Below are 15264 nucleotides of genomic sequence, written 5' to 3' on the forward strand. Positions count from 1 at the left end.
CTATCCGGGAATGATTAATTCAGTTTGATCTCATCGGCCAGCATCTGCACAAAGCCTTGCTGGGCTTCCTGTCCTGCCAGCTGCTTGCGCAGGATCTTTTCGGCTACTTCCACGGCCAGGTTGCCGATCTCGTTCTTCACCTCGGTCATAGCAGCCATTTTCTGGCGCTCGATCTGCAGACGGGTATCTTCAAGTATCTTGTTGGCTTCTGTTTTAGCCTGCTCTTTTGCTTCGTTGATGATCCTGTCTTTGGTTTCTTTGGCCTCTTTCAGCATCTGGGTGCGTTCTTCGCGGGCCTGGATCAGCAGGCTTTCGTTCTGTGCCTGCATCTGCTGCATTTCCGCTTTCACTTTCTCGGCGGCAGCGATACTGTCGGCGATACCGCTTTCACGTTCCTGCAGTGCTTTTACGATGGGGCCCCAGGCAAATTTTTTCAGGATGAACAGAACGACCAGGAACGCCAGGAGGGTCCAGAAAAACAAACCTAAATCAGGGATAAGCAAATCCATTGCTGTAAAATTTGAATTGTGAATTGAATTATAGAGCTCTAATATCGTTTTCTTTAAAGACAGCTGCGTCCTCTGCCCTTTGCGTCGGGCGCAGCTGCCGGATGATCTTTGTACCGTAACAAATTACAGTACAACTGCCAGCAGACCGGCGATAACCCCGAACAGGGCAACACCTTCCACGAATGCAGCAGTAAGGATCATGTTGGAGCGGATATCACCTGCAGCTTCGGGCTGACGGGCGATAGATTCTACCGCACCTTTACCGATCTGACCGATACCAACACCAGCTGCCAGGGCAGCAATACCTGCACCGATGGCGCCCAAACCTGCGCTCTCAGCGGCTAACATTACAGTGTTCAACAGAGACATTGTATATATGGATTTAAAAATGAAAAAACGTGTTTGACAATTCCTTTATGCTTCCTCTTTTGCTCAGGCGATGATCTCCTGCTCAGATACATTATAGCCCTGGCCGGTGATCGGGTGCTTGGCATGGTATTCTTCGTGCTCGTGATCGTGATGATGCGCCTCTTCGATCGCCTGGCCGATGAATACCGCGGTGAGGTTGGTGAAGATGAAGGCCTGGATGGCGGCTACCAGCAGCTCCAGGAAGAACATGAAGATGGCGAAAGCCAGCGATACCGGCACAAAACCCCAGCCTGCATATGCGTTCAGCGCGCCAAAAATGAAGATCATGGAGATCACACTCAGGATGATAATGTGCCCCGCCAGGATATTGGCGAAAAGACGGATCATGAGGGCTATAGGCTTAATAAACAGGGAAATGATCTCGATGGGAACCAGCAGCAGCTTGATACCGAAAGGCACGCCGGGCGGGTTGAACAGGTGACCCCAGAAGTGCTTGTTGCCGCTGAAGACGATCACGATAAAGGAGATCAGCGACAGGGCAGCCGTAACGGCGATATTGCCGGTAAAGTTGGCGCCGCCGGGCAGCAGGCCCAGCAGGTTGTTGATCCAGATAAAGAAGAACACGGTCAGCAACAGGGGCATATAGCGCATATACTTATGACCCAGGTTGGGCTTGGCCACCTCATCCCGTACAAACACGATCACAGGCTCCAGCGCATTCTGAAAACCGGAGGGGGCTTTCATGGCGCCGTTCTTTTTGTATTTTTTGGCCACACTGGTCATGATCAGCAGCAGGAGGATCACGGAGATCAGCATGGACGTTACATTCTTGGTAATGGAAAAATCTTTGATGGCAACACCGTCTTCTGAAACGATCTTGTTTTTTTCGTTCAGCGCATAGCCTTCATAAGATTCGTGACCATGATGGAAGCGGGCAGAAGAGAAAACGGAAAGCCCTTTTTGAGGGTGGTAAACGATTACCGGAAGCGGCATGGAAACAGGGTGCCCGTTCCAGTCAAAAAAATGCCAGTCATGGTTGTCGCCGATGTGGCCAAATATTACTTCCGAAGCATTGAATCCTTTCTTTTCGCCATGGGCTGCTTCTGCATGCTCTTCGGATGCAAAAGCGCTGAAACCCGCTACGATAAAGAATAAGACAGCAAATAACCGTTTACAAATAGTTAACACAGCACTGAAATTTTGCGCAAAGGTAAGCGTTTTAATTGGAAAACAAAGTTTCTGTATAAAAATGAAGGATTTTTTTATCTTGTTTTTACGGTGGAAAAAGGGGCAAAAAGCAGAGCTGTTTCGGCTGGTTTTTACCTGCTGTTTTTACCTGCTTTTCAGGATCAGCAGTTTGCAGGCTCCGGGCCGGTAAAAACGCGTAATTCTTCGATACGCCACTTCTCTTATTCAAAAATATATTTACCTTTGCATGTTTTATGGAATACCCCCGTATTTCCGTTCAAACCCTATAACAAGATCATCGAAGCAGTATTGACATGAACTATCAGGAAATAGTAAGTCGTATAAACGATTTTTTGGCAGAAGACTTTGAGGTAGAACCGTCTGCTATTACCCCACAAGCTACCCTTAAGGAAACTCTGGATCTTGACAGCCTTGATTATATAGACCTTATCGTGGCTATTGAAAGCAATTTCGGCTTTAAAGTAAAGCCCGAAGATTTCCAGACCATGATCACCATCAAGGATTTTTACGATTATGTAGCCAACCGGCTCGAGACCAATATAACTGCCTGAGCAAATGTCCACCTGGGACGGACAATCGAAGGGTAACCGTCTCGGTTATTCTATCTTCATTTTTTTATTGCGTTGGGGAGGCATCACTCCGGCTTACCTGCTGTTGCGGTTCGTGGTGCTGTATTATCTATGGTTCGTTCCGAAAGCCACAGGGCCTTTACGCGATCTGTACCGGAACCGGCTGCAGCTGAGCTCCCGGCAAACCCGCCGCCTGATCCGGAAGAATATTCTCACTTTCGGGCAAACCATCATCGACCGCATCGTGGTGATGAGCGGGCAAAAGCACCGCTTTACCGTGGAGCGTACCGGGGGGCATTACCTCAACGAGCTGGCCGAAGGCGGCCAGGGTGGTATCCTGGTCAGCGCGCATCTCGGCAATTATGAAATGGCCGGCCACTTGCTGCAGCGGCTCAATTCTGTGGTCAATATCGTAATGTACGATGGCGAAGCGCAGCAGATCAAGCAATACCTGAGCAAGGTTACGGGGCCCAGGACCTTCAATATTATCTTTATTAAGGAGGATATGTCGCATATTTACGAGATGTCGGCGGCCTTGCGGCGCAACGAGCTCATCTGTATCCATGCCGACAGGTATATGGCCGGCAATCGTACCATCACGCATCCTTTCCTGGGCGCCGAGGCGCACTTTCCCCTGGGACCTTTCGTGCTGGCCAGCAAGCTGCGGGCGCCCGTCTGCTTCGTATTCGCCCTTAAGGAATCGAAATACGGCTATCATTTTTATGGTTATCCGCCCAAAACCTATGAGGGACGCGGTACCACGGGCGCCGAAGCTATGCTGCACGATTATGTGACCCTGCTGGAAAATAAGGTGCGTGCGTACCCGGCGCAATGGTTCAACTACTTCGACTTCTGGGCGCAGCCGGAAACACCTGCAACACCCTGATCTGGCCTGTATCACTTCCTCTTTCGCATCTCTGTACGGAGGTAACCCTGTCCTAAAATCCGTCTTTCCCGGTATTGCGCGGCTACCGGTTAATGTTTAATTTCGCCGCACCAATACGCTTATCCATGCAGTATATTCCCCAGGCCGCTCCCTTTGAGATGATCGACGATGTGGTGGCGGCTACTGAAACCGAGACCCGGACCCGCTTTACCGTGAGGGAGGGACATTTGTTTGTCGATGGAGGCGTGTTTACTGAGCCGGGACTGATCGAGAATATGGCGCAGACGGCGGCGGCGGGCACGGGCTGGAAAGCAGCGCAGCAGCAACAGCCGGCGCCGATAGGCTTCATCGGGGCGGTCAAGAATTTTGCAGTAAATACCCTGCCGGCTGTAGGCGATACGATCGAATCGACGGTAACCACGCTGCACCAGGTAATGAATGCGCATGTGGTGCAGGGAAAAGTTACGCTCCGCGGCGAAACGATCGCCGAAGCCGAATTCAAGATCTTCCTGCAATAAATCCTGTTTACCTTTTACTCCAATCTATAACCCTTAAAAAAAATCGATTTATGAAACGGATCGCTTTTCTTCTTTCCCTTTTCCTGGGAACCGTAATGTCGGTGCAGGCTCAGGACGTATTTGATACCAGGCAGCTGGTAACCTGGCTGGGACTCGATTTCTCGGCCCTGAAGCTGATCAAGTCGGATGAAATGGTCTCCAACGAAGAGCTGCAGAACAAATATTTTCCCGGCTGGAACGACCTTGTGATGAACGAACCCAAGAAATTCGATATTGCCAAAGCTGTCGACCGCGCTTCTGTAGAAAGTGACCTGGGCGCAGTAACACAGGCAAACAAGAGCGCCAAAGGCGATTTCATCACCACCGATAAAGCTGCCTTCGAGCACTTGAAAAAAGAGCAGATCGTACAGATGGTGAAGAAGTACAACCTTAAAGGTAAATCGGGCATCGGGCTGGTGCTGGTGGCCGAAGCGATGGATAAGAACCGTAAGGAAGCTTCCTTCTGGGTAACCTTCATCAATATGAGTACTAAAGAAGTGCTGCTGAGCAAACCGCTGATCGGCGAAAGCGGCGGCTTCGGCTTTCGTAACTACTGGGCCGGCTCCATCAACAAGGTGCTGAAGGCTATGCCCGGCGAAATGAAAAAATGGAAAAAAGGAAACTAAGACTGTGGGGAAATCCTAAATTTGGAACCTCGTAGCTTACCGCTGCGGGGTTTCGTTTTTTTATCGCAGGAAGACAGCTTCCCGCAGACCAGAAAAGAAAATGATCGTGTCGCCAATATTTGCTATCAGTTCCGCTTTGCTTAGCCCGGCAGGAAATACGCAAGAGCAGCATATCGCTGCGCTCAGGCAGCAGCAGCCGGCCGTACAGGCTTTCAGCGATGCGGCCGTTGCACCTGCGCCCTTTTTCGCCGGCCGCCTGCCGCCCGCTATGCTCCAGGTGCTGGCCGCCCGCTATCCCGGCGCTAAGCTGGCTTTCAGCCCTTTTGAGCAGATGTGTCTTTTTGCCATCGAAGAGGCATTACAGGAAACAGTGATCGATTGTCGTAGCGAAGACTGTATCCTTATCCTCTCGACAACCAAAGGGAATATCGAATGGCTGAATCGCCAGCCTGACGAACGGATCAGCCTGCACCGTTCTGCCACGCTGATCGCGGAGCACCTGGGCCTGGCCCACCGCCCGATTGTGGTAGCCAATGCCTGCATTTCGGGAGCCCTGGCGCTCCTTACCGGCATGCGGCTGCTGGAAGCAGGGCGTTATCGTCATGCGATCGTAGTCGGCTGCGACCGTTTCAGTAGCTTCGTCCACAGCGGCTTCCAGTCTTTTCATGCTTTGGCCGAAGGTTTATGCCGGCCTTTTGACCGCGACCGGAAAGGCATTAACCTGGGCGAGGCGGCAGCCTGCATGGTCTTGTCCGTAGCGCCTGCAGCAGGCGCAGCACCGCCCCTAGCAAGGCTTGCCGGCGGCGGCGCCAGCAATGATGCCAATCACTTATCAGGGCCTAGTCGTACCGGCGAAGAGCTGGCTGCAGCCATAGGGCAGGCTATGCGCCAGGCATCAGTAAGGCCCGGGCATATCGGCGCGATATCAGCGCATGGTACCGCGACGATGTTCAACGATGAAATGGAAGCCAAGGCATTGACCCTGGCCGGTTTGGCCCATGTGCCGCTGCACAGCTTTAAAAGCTATGTAGGCCATACGCTCGGCGCGGCGGGTATCCTGGAATCGGCGATCGCCTGTATGGCGATGCAGCAGGATCTGTTGCCGGCTTCGCTGAACTATGCCGAACCCGGTGTTTCGACACCCGTAAACGTGCAAAGGCAGGCGGAGCAAGGCCGGTACGACTATGTGCTGAAGACCGCTTCCGGCTTTGGCGGCTGTAATGCTGCGCTGGTATGGGAAAAATTCAATTAGCCTGGAACACCATGGATCCTTTACTCGTATTCGATACTTATCCTACACCCCAAGCTGCGGAGCAGGCGGCAGCATTGCTGCGTGGCAACGCTATTATCGTGGAGATCAACCGGGATGTGCGGCCGCTCGACAGCAATTACCTGGGGCAGCGTTTCGACAATCGTTACCTGCTCAGCCTGCCGGGAAAGGACTTTGAGAAAGCCCGGAAGATACTGGAAGAGCAGACACCGGTCAATCCCGATGAGGTTGATCCGGAATATCATTTATTGTCCTTCAGCGATGAAGAGCTGATCGACGTGATGATGAAAAAGGACGAGTGGGGCGATTACAATTATAAGCTGGCAGAAGCCCTGCTGCAACGGCGCGGTGTACCCATCCCTGGCGTGCAGATCGAATTGTCCAACGTAGAGCGGCTGCGGCAGAAAGAGAAAGCGGCCAGCTCCGACTGGAAGATCCTGTTGCTCGGCTACTTTTCGCTGCTGTCGGGCGCTATGCTGGCCCTGGCCAGGCATCCGGCGTTTACCTTGTTCCCCGGCGGCCTGGCCGTGTTTCTCGGCTGGACGCTCAGCCATTCCAGTCGGACATTATCCACGGGCGGGCAGGTCTACTATTACAAACCCTCATCCCGTCTGCATGGCCTTATCCTGTTCTGGGGAGCTTTGGGGTTTGCCGCCCTGCGCCTTATTCTTTCAATACTGCAATACAGCTAAGCATGAAACCCAAATTAGTAGTTTTAACCGGCGCCGGGATCAGCGCCGAGAGCGGCCTCCGGACTTTCCGTGACAGCGATGGCCTCTGGGAAAATTACAGGGTGGAAGATGTCGCTACACCCCGCGCCTGGAAAAAGGACATGGACCTGGTGCTGCGTTTTTACAACGAACGCCGCCGCGATGTGCTGGCTGCGCAGCCCAATGCAGCGCATCTGGGCCTGGCCGGTCTCGAAGCCTGCTATAACGTGCATATCGTTACCCAGAACATCGACGACCTGCATGAGCGTGCCGGCAGCAGCAAGGTATTGCACCTGCACGGCGAGATATTGACCATGCGCAGCGAAAGGGATGCTTCCATCATTTATGAGATCCGTACGGATATACAGCGCGGCGACCTGGCTCCGGACGGCGCCCAGCTGCGTCCCAATATCGTCTGGTTTGAGGAAGAGGTGCCCATGATCAACCATGCGATCCCGCTGATGCAGGAAGCCGATATTTTTGTGCTGGTAGGCTCGTCGCTGGCCGTCTACCCTGCGGCCGGCCTGCTGCAGTTTGTGCCGCCGGGCGCCCCCAAATATATCCTGGATAAGGTGATCCCGGAGGTGCGCTACAACAATGTTATCCCTATTGAAAAGCCGGCTACCGAAGGGATAGCAGAGCTGCTGCGCTTACTGATGTAATTGGTGTACCTTTCTCCTGTTTTACAGGACGGATACACTATCCTGTAATATCGGGCAGATTCCATGTAAAGACATATCCATGAATACGCACAAGCAAGCAAAGCAGCCCAGGGAAGTCAACAACTCCGGGTTCAGCGGCAACAGCAGCGCAGAAGGAAAGCGGCTGCTGAACAAGGACGGCAGCGCCAACCTGAGCAAGACAGGTATCCCGTTCTACCAGCGGATCAGCACCTACCACACCCTGCTCAAGATGAGCCGGGTGAAGTTCCTGGTAGTGGTCTTCCTCTTTTATACCACGGTCAACCTGTTCTTTGCCGGCATTTATATGCTGATCGGTAGCGACAAGCTGTCGGGTAGCTCCGGCGGGCATGGCTTTATCGACAATTTCCTCCAGGCTTTCTTCTTCAGCTCACAGACGCTGACCACGGTAGGCTACGGACATGTAGCGCCGGTAGGAGTGGTGGCCAATTGCATTGCGTCGATCGAGTCGTTCCTGGGTATTATGACCTTCGCCCTGGTAACCGGCATGTTCTATGCCCGCTTCTCCCGCCCCAAGGCCTACATCCGTTTCAGCGACAATTTTATCGTGGCGCCGTTCCAGGAAGGGAGAGCGATCATGTTCCGGCTGGCTACCTATAAGAACAACGATCTTACGGAAGTCAGCGCTGAAGTAACGGCAGCTATTCATTATGTGGAGAACGGCAAGCGTACCACACGGTTTTACCCCCTGAAGCTGGAGATCAGCAGGATCAACTCTCTGGCCATCAGCTGGACCTGTGTGCACTATATGAATGAGGAAAGCCCTTTCTGGCAGATGCGGGAAGAAGATATGCGGGCCCGTTCCATCGAGCTGCTGGTCACCATCAAGGCTTTTGACGATCATTTTTCCAACACGGTACAGCAGCGTACCTCTTATACCAATGATGAGCTGGTATATGGCGCCCGTTTTGTGCCCATGTATGAGCGCTCCGACTCGGGCGGGCATACGGAAGTTATGCTCGACAGGATCGGCGAATTCACGCGGCATTCTTTTGTGGATGAACCTGACCGCCAGGCAAAGGATACGGCAGACTAGTCTTCGTTTTCTCCGTCGTTTTTCCCCGGTCGTATCTGAAAAGTAAGCCGGTGGTAGCGGGTGTGCCCCAGCTCTCTCACCTTTTGCTTATGAAAAGGGGTAGGGTAGCCTTTATTCTCTTTCCAGTTGTAGGGGATAAATTCTTCGTGAAGGGTGCTCATGTAAGCATCCCGATGGGTCTTGGCGAGAATGCTGGCGGCGGCAATGCTGGCATATTTGCCGTCGCCTTTGATCACACATTCGTGGGGAATGCCGAAATAAGGGGTGAAGCGGTTGCCGTCGATCAGCAGCAGCTCAGGAATAATGCGCAGCTGGTCGATAGCCAGGTGCATGGCTTTGAAAGAAGCCTTGAGGATATTGATGCGATCGATCTCTTCATTGTCCACAAAAGCCACCGCCCAGGACAAAGCTTTTTCTTCGATCACCGGCCGCAGCAGCTCCCTTTGCTCTTCCGTCAGCTGCTTGCTGTCGTTCAGCAGGGGATGGTGAAAATCCCGGGGCAGGATAACAGCGGCGGCCACTACCGGACCGGCGAGGCAGCCCCTGCCGGCTTCATCGCATCCGGCTTCTACAATATTCTTCTGGAAGAAAGGCAGCAGCATGGCCGCAAAAATAACGCAAAAACCGCTGCCTGGCCGGCGCTATTTTTCCACGTCCGGAGATGGGCTATTTCGTCAATTTCCTTGGTGCTTCAAGCACTTTGTCGACCGGCTTGATGGTCTTACGGGTCTTGTGATCGAGCGAAAAGCGACGGGCAACTGTGAGCCGGTAATTGCCCGTGCTGATCCGGTACATACCCTCGTTGTACGATCCGTCGGCGGTAACGGTGCTGTTGACCAGCGAAGCTGTGTAGATCCAGCGCCGGCTGTTGTAACCTACGGCGCCCCTGACCATAAAGTTGGGAGAGACGCTGATCTTATTTTTTTGTTCTGTTGACGTGGCCTCTTTCACAAAGTCGATGGGGATATTCACAGTGAGCGAGCCTGTGGCAAACCAGTTGCGTCTGTATACGAAGGTATAGGCGTAGCCGCCGCCCGGGCCGATGTTGAAGAAGCGCATGTGCTTAACATTACCCTGGGGGAACTCCTCGGCTACCTGCCGGGGCACCAGGAAGCTGTCGCTGTTAATCACCCCATAGTACACATCGCCGCCCAGCAGGAAGGTGCCGGCCGACTGGCATTGCCATTCGTTCTGGATCAACCCGGCGCGATAGGAGAACTTCCGGTTGTTGAAGGCATAATAGGCAGAGCCGCCCACCATACGTACCTTGAGATCGGGCCGGATATAGTAGCCCGGCACACCCGTGATGTAATTTTCCGGTGAGAGGTAATAACCTTTATAGAACTGGCCAAACAGGTCGATCACTACTTTGCGGCCATACAGATGCGCCTGGAGATCAAGGTAGCGGGTCTTGCCACGCTCTTTACCGTCGCCGTTAAGCCCCGGGAAGCCATAGGCCAGGTTGAGGGAAAAAGAGCGGTAGGTAGCGCCGATACCCAGGTTGAGCGTTGTATTGGGGCGATAGCGGAAAGAAGATTTCCTGCTGTTGCCCGGTATCCGTATGCCGGTATATTTTTGAGAAAGATAGACCCTGCCGGTGATCTCCCTGTCGTATGCTTTAACATAAGCTGTATCGGTAGGCGATCGCTGCATAAGACCCTTCAGCAGCTGGGCGGAAGCGCAATAAGGTACAGTACAAAATACTCCTAATGTCAGCAACATTACGACTCCCTTCATGAAAAGGTCTTTTTCTATTCTAGAAAAATGAAAGCGCTGTCTACTTTGATCCCGGGTCCGGCTCAAAATCGAGCGATACCGAGTTCATGCAAAACCGCTTGTAGGTAGGGGGCGGGCCATCGTCGAAAATGTGCCCCAGGTGCGACGCACAGCGGCCGCATAAGACTTCGGTGCGATGCATGCCGTAGGAATTATCTTCCCGGTAGACTACGCTATTGGGCCTGATGGCTTCAAAAAAGCTGGGCCAGCCACAACTGCTGGCAAATTTGGCATCAGATTTGAACAGGGTATTTCCGCATACCGCACAATAATAGGTACCCCTGGTATCGCTGTCCCAGTACCGGCCGGTAAAAGCTCTTTCTGTGGCCTGTTCGCGGGCAACAGCATACAGGTCGGCAGGAAGAATCTTCTTCCATTCGCTGTTGGCTACCTTAAGGTGCGCGGTGTCCGTGCGGGAATAGTAGGGGTTGTTTTTATGGTTGTTTGTCATAGCTTGCTCTTGTGCAGCCCCTTTACAGGCTGGAAATAAAATCATAATAATAAAAAACAGGGTTAATCTCATCTTAAATTTTAATTTTGCATTAATTAAACTCTGTCTTATGAACAAAGTAGTTCTGCTTATATCCTTAACACTTTTGTCTACAACAACTTTCGCTCAGATAAAGTTCGGACCTGAGGCCGGCTTTTATGTGGGTATGCAATCCAGCAAAAGTACTATGGCTGGCGCCGGAAGAATGACCGTGAACAGCAAACCTGCTCCCGGCTTTTCCGGTGGCTTTGTTGCCGATCTCGGACTGATGAAAAATATGTATTTGCAAGGGGGTATTTTTTATTTTTTTGATAACATAAAATATGTGCATCGTGTCGATTTTAACCGGTACGGAATCGGATCGGTCAAGCAGACCACTTTCTACAGAACAAATAGCCTGAGAGTGCCCTTGTATCTTACTTATAAATCAGGTTTTGAGGGTACGGGACGGTTTATTGCCGGTGCAGGTCCATATGTGTCCTATCTCTTTTCGGGCAATATAAGCGCCGATGTTCCGGTACTTACATACGGAACGGATCCGCAAAAAGTTTCGGGTTACGATTACCGGCACAGCAACAGGGACCTGCAATTTGGCAAAGATAGCACAGATGATCTGCAAAACTGGGATTATGGTGTTAATGCCTTCATCGGCTATGAGTCGAATGTTGGCCTTTACTTTAAGGCCGGTTTTGCCTATGGGCTGGGCAACCTGAGCCCGCTGAATACGGCCGATTCCAAGGTACGCAGCTGGGGAATGGGCATCTCAATCGGCTACCTGTTCGGGAAAGACAGTTGGTAAGCGTGTGCTGATATACAAACGGAAATAATAGGTTAATGAGGCGTTTACTTCGGTAAACGCCTTCTTCGTTTGTCGTTGCGGGCTTACCTTTGCGCAAAAATTGCGGCGATTTGAATACTTCCAGCATGGTAACCGATGAGGCCTCGAAGCGCAGGCAGAAAAGAATAGCTCAGTGGCTGATCACCGGGGTAGTGATGATCATCATCCAGACCTTGCTGGGCGGCGTTACCCGGCTTACCGGCTCGGGCCTGTCTATTACAGAATGGGATGTGGTAACCGGCGCATTGCCACCGCTGAACCACGAAGCCTGGGTAAAGGAGTTCGCCAAATACCAGCAATCCCCGCAATACCACTATCTCAACAGCGATTTTACCTTAAGCGATTTCAAAGCGATCTTTTTCTGGGAATGGTTTCATCGCCTTTGGGCACGGCTGATCGGTTTCGTGTTCGCTATCCCCTTTATTTATTTCCTGGTCAAAAAATACTTCAGCAAGGACATGGTGATGCCACTGGTCGCTTTGTTTATCCTGGGCGGTCTGCAGGGTGCTGTGGGCTGGATCATGGTGAAAAGCGGCCTCACCGGCGATGCGATCTATGTACGGCCGACAAAGCTGGCCATCCACTTTGTGCTGGCTATGGTGCTGGCTTGCTATGTGCTGTGGTTTGCCCTGCAGCTGCTGATTCCCAGGCAGGAAAAGGTGCACCATCCGGCCTTGCGCAATCTTTATTATTTCACCTTCCTCGTATTGCTGCTTCAGCTGGTGTACGGCGCCCTGATGGCGGGTAACAAGGCAGCGACCGCTGCGGCGACCTGGCCGACGATCAATGGCAGCTGGATACCGGATGGCATGGGACAGGCCGCTTCGGGTCATCCCCTACTCGAAAACAAGATCACCATTCATTTCATTCACCGGGGCATAGCTTACCTGCTGGCCCTGCTCATCTTTGCGGCCGCTGTCATGGCTTACCGTAAGCGTTCCCGGAGCGCGGCCTTCCGTCGTTATCGCTGGCAGCCGGCGTTGCTGGTAGCGCTCCAGGTAATACTGGGCATTTGCACCGTGCTGACCAGCGTTTCGATCGTTCCCAACTGCTGGGGCATCTTCGAAACCCTGGCCGAATTGCATCAGCTGATCGCAATGTTTTTATTGATGGCATTGGTCACCCAACTTTACCTGCTGAGCGGCAGGCGGGAGGCGGCATAATAATGCCGGCTTAGAAAGTAAATGTATAGGTGAGCACACCGGAAACCGGGAGCAGCACCGTCCTGTCCAGCTGGTTGTTGTTATTCTTCGAGAAGTAATAAAAAGCATTGGACCTGTTGTACACGTTCAGCACGCTCAGGTTCCAGGTGCCGTGCAGGCGGGCAGTGTAGCGGTTAAGCCAGCTGATACCCACATCGAGCCGGTGGTAGGCACGTTGCTCGGTAGTGGCCGCATATTCCTTTACCAGTTCGGCATCATAAGACAGGTCTGAAGTACGGATAATCGGCACCGGGGCCCGTGGCTTGCTCTGGAAGGTGAAAACGCCGGAAAGCTCCAGCGTTTTGCTCAGCTTGTACAGCGCAACCAGGTTTAGATTGTGCCGGCGATCGTATTTATAAGGGAAGGTCAGCCCGTTGTTGATCTCGGGCAGTGTACGGTTACTCCAGGACAGGGCATAGCTGAACCAGCCGGTAAAATTGCCTTTTGTCTTCCTCAGGGAAAATTCAATACCATAAGCCGCTCCTTTTCCTGTGGCTACTTCCTGGTCCCAGCTCGTGCTTCGCTTGGGATCCAGCGAGTCGACCAGGCGCAGCAGCAACAGCTCGGCTACGTCGTTGATCGCTTTATAGTACGATTCCACACTGAAATCCAGAACACTGCCCAGCGTACCGGAAAGGCCCAGGCTGAATTGATGCGATACCTGCGGCTTCAGCTTGTCGGTAGAGGGTATCCATACATCGATGGGCAGCGAGGTCTGGCTGGCCGAAAGCCGGTGGATGTTTTGCTGCATCTTTACGTAAGCGCCATACAGGTACCAGCCGGGATGTAGCTCATAGCGTACATTTACCCTTGGCTGAAGCGAAAGATAGCTCTTACCGTTTTGGCTGTAGCGGTTAAAGTGCAGGCCAGCCGAGGCTTTCCACCGGGGAGAAATATTGAAATGGTCTTCCACATACAATCCGCTTTCATTGCTGACCGAGTCACGGATGAGCTCTTCCTTTGCCGCCGGCGGGTTGGCAACAATAAAGGGGTCCTGGAGCACCCAGTCTTCTGTGAAGCGGTACGGCTCAAAGCTGTGATGGGTGTAATAGAGGCCGGCTTCTACCTCATGGTGGTTGCCCAGCTGGAAGCGGGCATCCCATTTGCCGCCGATATCGTATACACCGCTGGTCACCTTATCCCTGAGGCCGATCCAGTATTTCACATCCGGCTCCAGGATGCCTGGCATCTGTGCGTTGAAGTCGGTGCCTGCATCAAGCTTGTAGGCCGAGTACAACACGCTCAAATTGGTGGTCACGCGGGTGGAGTAGTCGTGGCGCCACCTGAGGCTGGCCGCCTGGTTTGTCGTTTTAAGCGAAATGCCGGTTGTTTGGTAAGCATCCCCGGCATAGAACGTATCGCTGTCCAGGTTAAACACATCCCTTGAGGTATAGCCGCTTAAGTACAGGTGGTCTTTTTCTGAAAAACGATGATGCAGCTTGACATTCATGTCCTGGAAGTGCAGCTTGACCCCGGGAGTGAACAAGCGGACATAAAGATCATGATAGCTTCTGCGCCCGGCGATCATGAAGGTCGTCTTGTTTTTAATGATGGGCCCTTCCAGCATCAGGTCGGAAGCAAAGGTACCCAGCGACAAGGCGCCATGCAGCTGTTTCGGATCGCCGTCTTTGAGGCCGACATCCCATACCGAAGAGATGCGGCCGCCATAGCGGGCGGGGAAAGCGCCTTTATAGATCTCGAGATCCTCCACTGCATTGACGTTTACTGTCGAAACCAGGCCAAAAAGATGGGTGGCATTGAATACGTTGGCATTGTCGAGCAGCAGCAGGTTCTGGTCGGGTGCGCCGCCGCGTACGATAAGGGAGCCTGATCCGTCGTTGGCTTCCTGTATGCCCGGCGTGATCTTCAGCATACTGATCAGGTCGACATCACCGCAGAAACGGGGCAGGTAGAACAGGCGGTTGATCGGGGGGGATACCCTGCTTAAAGGGGATACGGGGATTACATCGTCGGGATCGCCAACCAGCACCGAATCCAGGGCTGATGGCGCCACATCCATGCGGATACGGATCAGGGGAGCGTCTGCGGCTTGCAGCACGATCTCTACAGGTTTATAGCTGAGGTAGCTCAGTCTTAATTTTAAGGTATCTGAAGCCGAGGTAAGGCTGAAATAGCCGTCCTGGTTGGTAAAGGTGCCGGTGCTTCTTTCTCCGGCCAGGGAAACGGCCACGCCTTTCAGCACTTCGCCGGTCTGCTTGTCTTCTATGACGCCATTGAACTGGTAGGTCATTCTTTTTGCAGACTGGCGCCCGAATGCGGGGCCGATAAGGATGACGTGATGCCGTTCTTCAAAAATATAGCCAGAGCCTTCGAACAAGCGCTCCAGGATCACTTTCAGCTTTTCTTTTTTGAAGGAGAGGGGCTTTACCGGGTAGGCCTGCAAGCCGCTGGTTTCGTAGGCAAAGGAGTAACCGGTAGCTTGCTGCAGCTGCATAACGCACTTATCCAGCCTGCCGGAGCTGAGGTCGATGGTCAACCGGGATTCCAGCAGCTGG

At 52.8% G+C, this 15264-nt stretch carries 18 protein-coding genes; 11 read left to right on the forward strand and 7 right to left on the reverse strand.

Annotated elements, in window-relative coordinates; genetic code table 11:
- Positions 1–14: 14 nt before the first annotated feature.
- The 3 genes from atpF to atpB all read right to left on the reverse strand — a co-directional run bounded on the left by atpF (position 15) and on the right by atpB (position 2066).
- Positions 15–509: a F0F1 ATP synthase subunit B gene (gene atpF, locus DZC79_RS03445; protein ID WP_118950161.1), complete on the reverse strand. Its 495-nt coding sequence runs from the start codon at positions 507–509 to the stop codon at positions 15–17.
- Between the two features lie 123 nt (positions 510–632).
- The gene (atpE, locus tag DZC79_RS03450) at positions 633–878 is read right to left on the reverse strand and encodes an ATP synthase F0 subunit C (protein ID WP_106523203.1); all 246 of its coding nucleotides are present in this window, start codon (positions 876–878) and stop codon (positions 633–635) included.
- A gap of 63 nt (positions 879–941) precedes the next feature.
- Positions 942–2066, reverse strand: coding sequence for a F0F1 ATP synthase subunit A (gene atpB, locus DZC79_RS03455; protein WP_118950162.1), 1125 nt, complete (start codon positions 2064–2066; stop codon positions 942–944).
- Positions 2067–2078: 12 nt separating this feature from the next.
- Here atpB and DZC79_RS03460 point away from each other — a divergent pair, with 12 nt between their 5' ends.
- From DZC79_RS03460 to DZC79_RS03500, 9 genes are all read left to right on the forward strand, one after another.
- Positions 2079–2384: a hypothetical protein gene (locus DZC79_RS03460; RefSeq protein ID WP_118950163.1), complete on the forward strand. Its 306-nt coding sequence runs from the start codon at positions 2079–2081 to the stop codon at positions 2382–2384.
- Between the two features lie 35 nt (positions 2385–2419).
- Complete coding sequence (locus DZC79_RS03465) at positions 2420–2638, forward strand: phosphopantetheine-binding protein (protein WP_232831748.1); 219 nt, start codon at positions 2420–2422, stop codon at positions 2636–2638.
- Positions 2639–2642: 4 nt separating this feature from the next.
- A complete protein-coding gene (locus DZC79_RS03470; protein WP_118950165.1) occupies positions 2643–3542 on the forward strand; it encodes an LpxL/LpxP family acyltransferase in 900 nt (299 codons plus the stop codon).
- 125 nt (positions 3543–3667) lie between these two features.
- Positions 3668–4060 (forward strand): 3-hydroxyacyl-ACP dehydratase, encoded by a 393-nt coding sequence (locus DZC79_RS03475; RefSeq protein ID WP_118950166.1) that lies wholly within the window; start codon positions 3668–3670, stop codon positions 4058–4060.
- Between the two features lie 50 nt (positions 4061–4110).
- On the forward strand, positions 4111–4725 hold the full coding sequence (locus tag DZC79_RS03480) for a hypothetical protein (protein ID WP_118950167.1): 615 nt from the start codon (positions 4111–4113) through the stop codon (positions 4723–4725).
- Positions 4726–4831: 106 nt separating this feature from the next.
- A complete protein-coding gene (locus DZC79_RS03485; RefSeq protein WP_198666755.1) occupies positions 4832–5977 on the forward strand; it encodes a beta-ketoacyl-[acyl-carrier-protein] synthase family protein in 1146 nt (381 codons plus the stop codon).
- Between the two features lie 11 nt (positions 5978–5988).
- Positions 5989–6687, forward strand: coding sequence for a hypothetical protein (locus DZC79_RS03490; RefSeq protein ID WP_157976891.1), 699 nt, complete (start codon positions 5989–5991; stop codon positions 6685–6687).
- Positions 6688–6689: 2 nt separating this feature from the next.
- Entirely contained in the window at positions 6690–7367 is a 678-nt protein-coding gene (locus tag DZC79_RS03495; protein ID WP_118950170.1) for an SIR2 family NAD-dependent protein deacylase, read from the forward strand.
- A gap of 79 nt (positions 7368–7446) precedes the next feature.
- Entirely contained in the window at positions 7447–8442 is a 996-nt protein-coding gene (locus DZC79_RS03500; protein ID WP_118950171.1) for an ion channel, read from the forward strand.
- On the opposite strand, the gene DZC79_RS03505 is transcribed toward DZC79_RS03500, so the two are convergent.
- From DZC79_RS03505 to msrB, 3 genes are all read right to left on the reverse strand, one after another.
- Positions 8439–9044 carry a ribonuclease HII gene (locus DZC79_RS03505; protein ID WP_118950172.1) on the reverse strand — a complete coding sequence of 202 codons (606 nt, stop codon included), beginning with the start codon at positions 9042–9044 and terminating at the stop codon, positions 8439–8441. The genes DZC79_RS03500 and DZC79_RS03505 overlap by 4 nt on opposite strands.
- A 64-nt stretch (positions 9045–9108) precedes the next feature.
- The gene (locus DZC79_RS03510) at positions 9109–10179 is read right to left on the reverse strand and encodes a DUF4421 domain-containing protein (RefSeq protein ID WP_118950173.1); all 1071 of its coding nucleotides are present in this window, start codon (positions 10177–10179) and stop codon (positions 9109–9111) included.
- 40 nt (positions 10180–10219) lie between these two features.
- On the reverse strand, positions 10220–10669 hold the full coding sequence (gene msrB / locus DZC79_RS03515; protein WP_317124957.1) for a peptide-methionine (R)-S-oxide reductase MsrB: 450 nt from the start codon (positions 10667–10669) through the stop codon (positions 10220–10222).
- 109 nt (positions 10670–10778) lie between these two features.
- On the opposite strand from msrB, the gene DZC79_RS03520 reads away from it, so the two are divergent.
- Positions 10779–11507, forward strand: a complete 729-nt coding sequence (locus tag DZC79_RS03520; protein ID WP_118950175.1) for an outer membrane beta-barrel protein — start codon at positions 10779–10781, stop codon at positions 11505–11507.
- Between the two features lie 110 nt (positions 11508–11617).
- The gene (locus DZC79_RS03525; RefSeq protein ID WP_232831750.1) at positions 11618–12709 is read left to right on the forward strand and encodes a COX15/CtaA family protein; all 1092 of its coding nucleotides are present in this window, start codon (positions 11618–11620) and stop codon (positions 12707–12709) included.
- A gap of 10 nt (positions 12710–12719) precedes the next feature.
- On the opposite strand, the gene DZC79_RS03530 is transcribed toward DZC79_RS03525, so the two are convergent.
- Positions 12720–15245, reverse strand: coding sequence for a TonB-dependent receptor domain-containing protein (locus DZC79_RS03530; RefSeq protein WP_198666756.1), 2526 nt, complete (start codon positions 15243–15245; stop codon positions 12720–12722).
- Between the last annotated feature and the right edge of the window lie 19 nt (positions 15246–15264).

It is taken from the genome of Taibaiella helva (assembly GCF_003545695.1).
Lineage (GTDB): Bacteria > Bacteroidota > Bacteroidia > Chitinophagales > Chitinophagaceae > Taibaiella > Taibaiella helva.

Excerpts from the sequence above, each read along its gene's own strand:
- DZC79_RS03470 (WP_118950165.1), top strand. The coding sequence starts at position 2,643 with ATGTCCACCTGGGACGGACAATCGAAGGGTAACCGTCTCGGTTATTCT.
- DZC79_RS03490 (WP_157976891.1), top strand. The coding sequence starts at position 5,989 with ATGGATCCTTTACTCGTATTCGATACTTATCCTACACCCCAAGCTGCG.
- atpE (WP_106523203.1), bottom strand. The coding sequence starts at position 878 with ATGTCTCTGTTGAACACTGTAATGTTAGCCGCTGAGAGCGCAGGTTTG.
- DZC79_RS03500 (WP_118950171.1), top strand. The coding sequence starts at position 7,447 with ATGAATACGCACAAGCAAGCAAAGCAGCCCAGGGAAGTCAACAACTCC.
- DZC79_RS03520 (WP_118950175.1), top strand. The coding sequence starts at position 10,779 with ATGAACAAAGTAGTTCTGCTTATATCCTTAACACTTTTGTCTACAACA.
- DZC79_RS03475 (WP_118950166.1), top strand. The coding sequence starts at position 3,668 with ATGCAGTATATTCCCCAGGCCGCTCCCTTTGAGATGATCGACGATGTG.
- DZC79_RS03505 (WP_118950172.1), bottom strand. The coding sequence starts at position 9,044 with ATGCTGCTGCCTTTCTTCCAGAAGAATATTGTAGAAGCCGGATGCGAT.
- msrB (WP_317124957.1), bottom strand. The coding sequence starts at position 10,669 with ATGACAAACAACCATAAAAACAACCCCTACTATTCCCGCACGGACACC.
- atpF (WP_118950161.1), bottom strand. The coding sequence starts at position 509 with ATGGATTTGCTTATCCCTGATTTAGGTTTGTTTTTCTGGACCCTCCTG.
- DZC79_RS03495 (WP_118950170.1), top strand. The coding sequence starts at position 6,690 with ATGAAACCCAAATTAGTAGTTTTAACCGGCGCCGGGATCAGCGCCGAG.
- DZC79_RS03480 (WP_118950167.1), top strand. The coding sequence starts at position 4,111 with ATGAAACGGATCGCTTTTCTTCTTTCCCTTTTCCTGGGAACCGTAATG.
- DZC79_RS03510 (WP_118950173.1), bottom strand. The coding sequence starts at position 10,179 with ATGAAGGGAGTCGTAATGTTGCTGACATTAGGAGTATTTTGTACTGTA.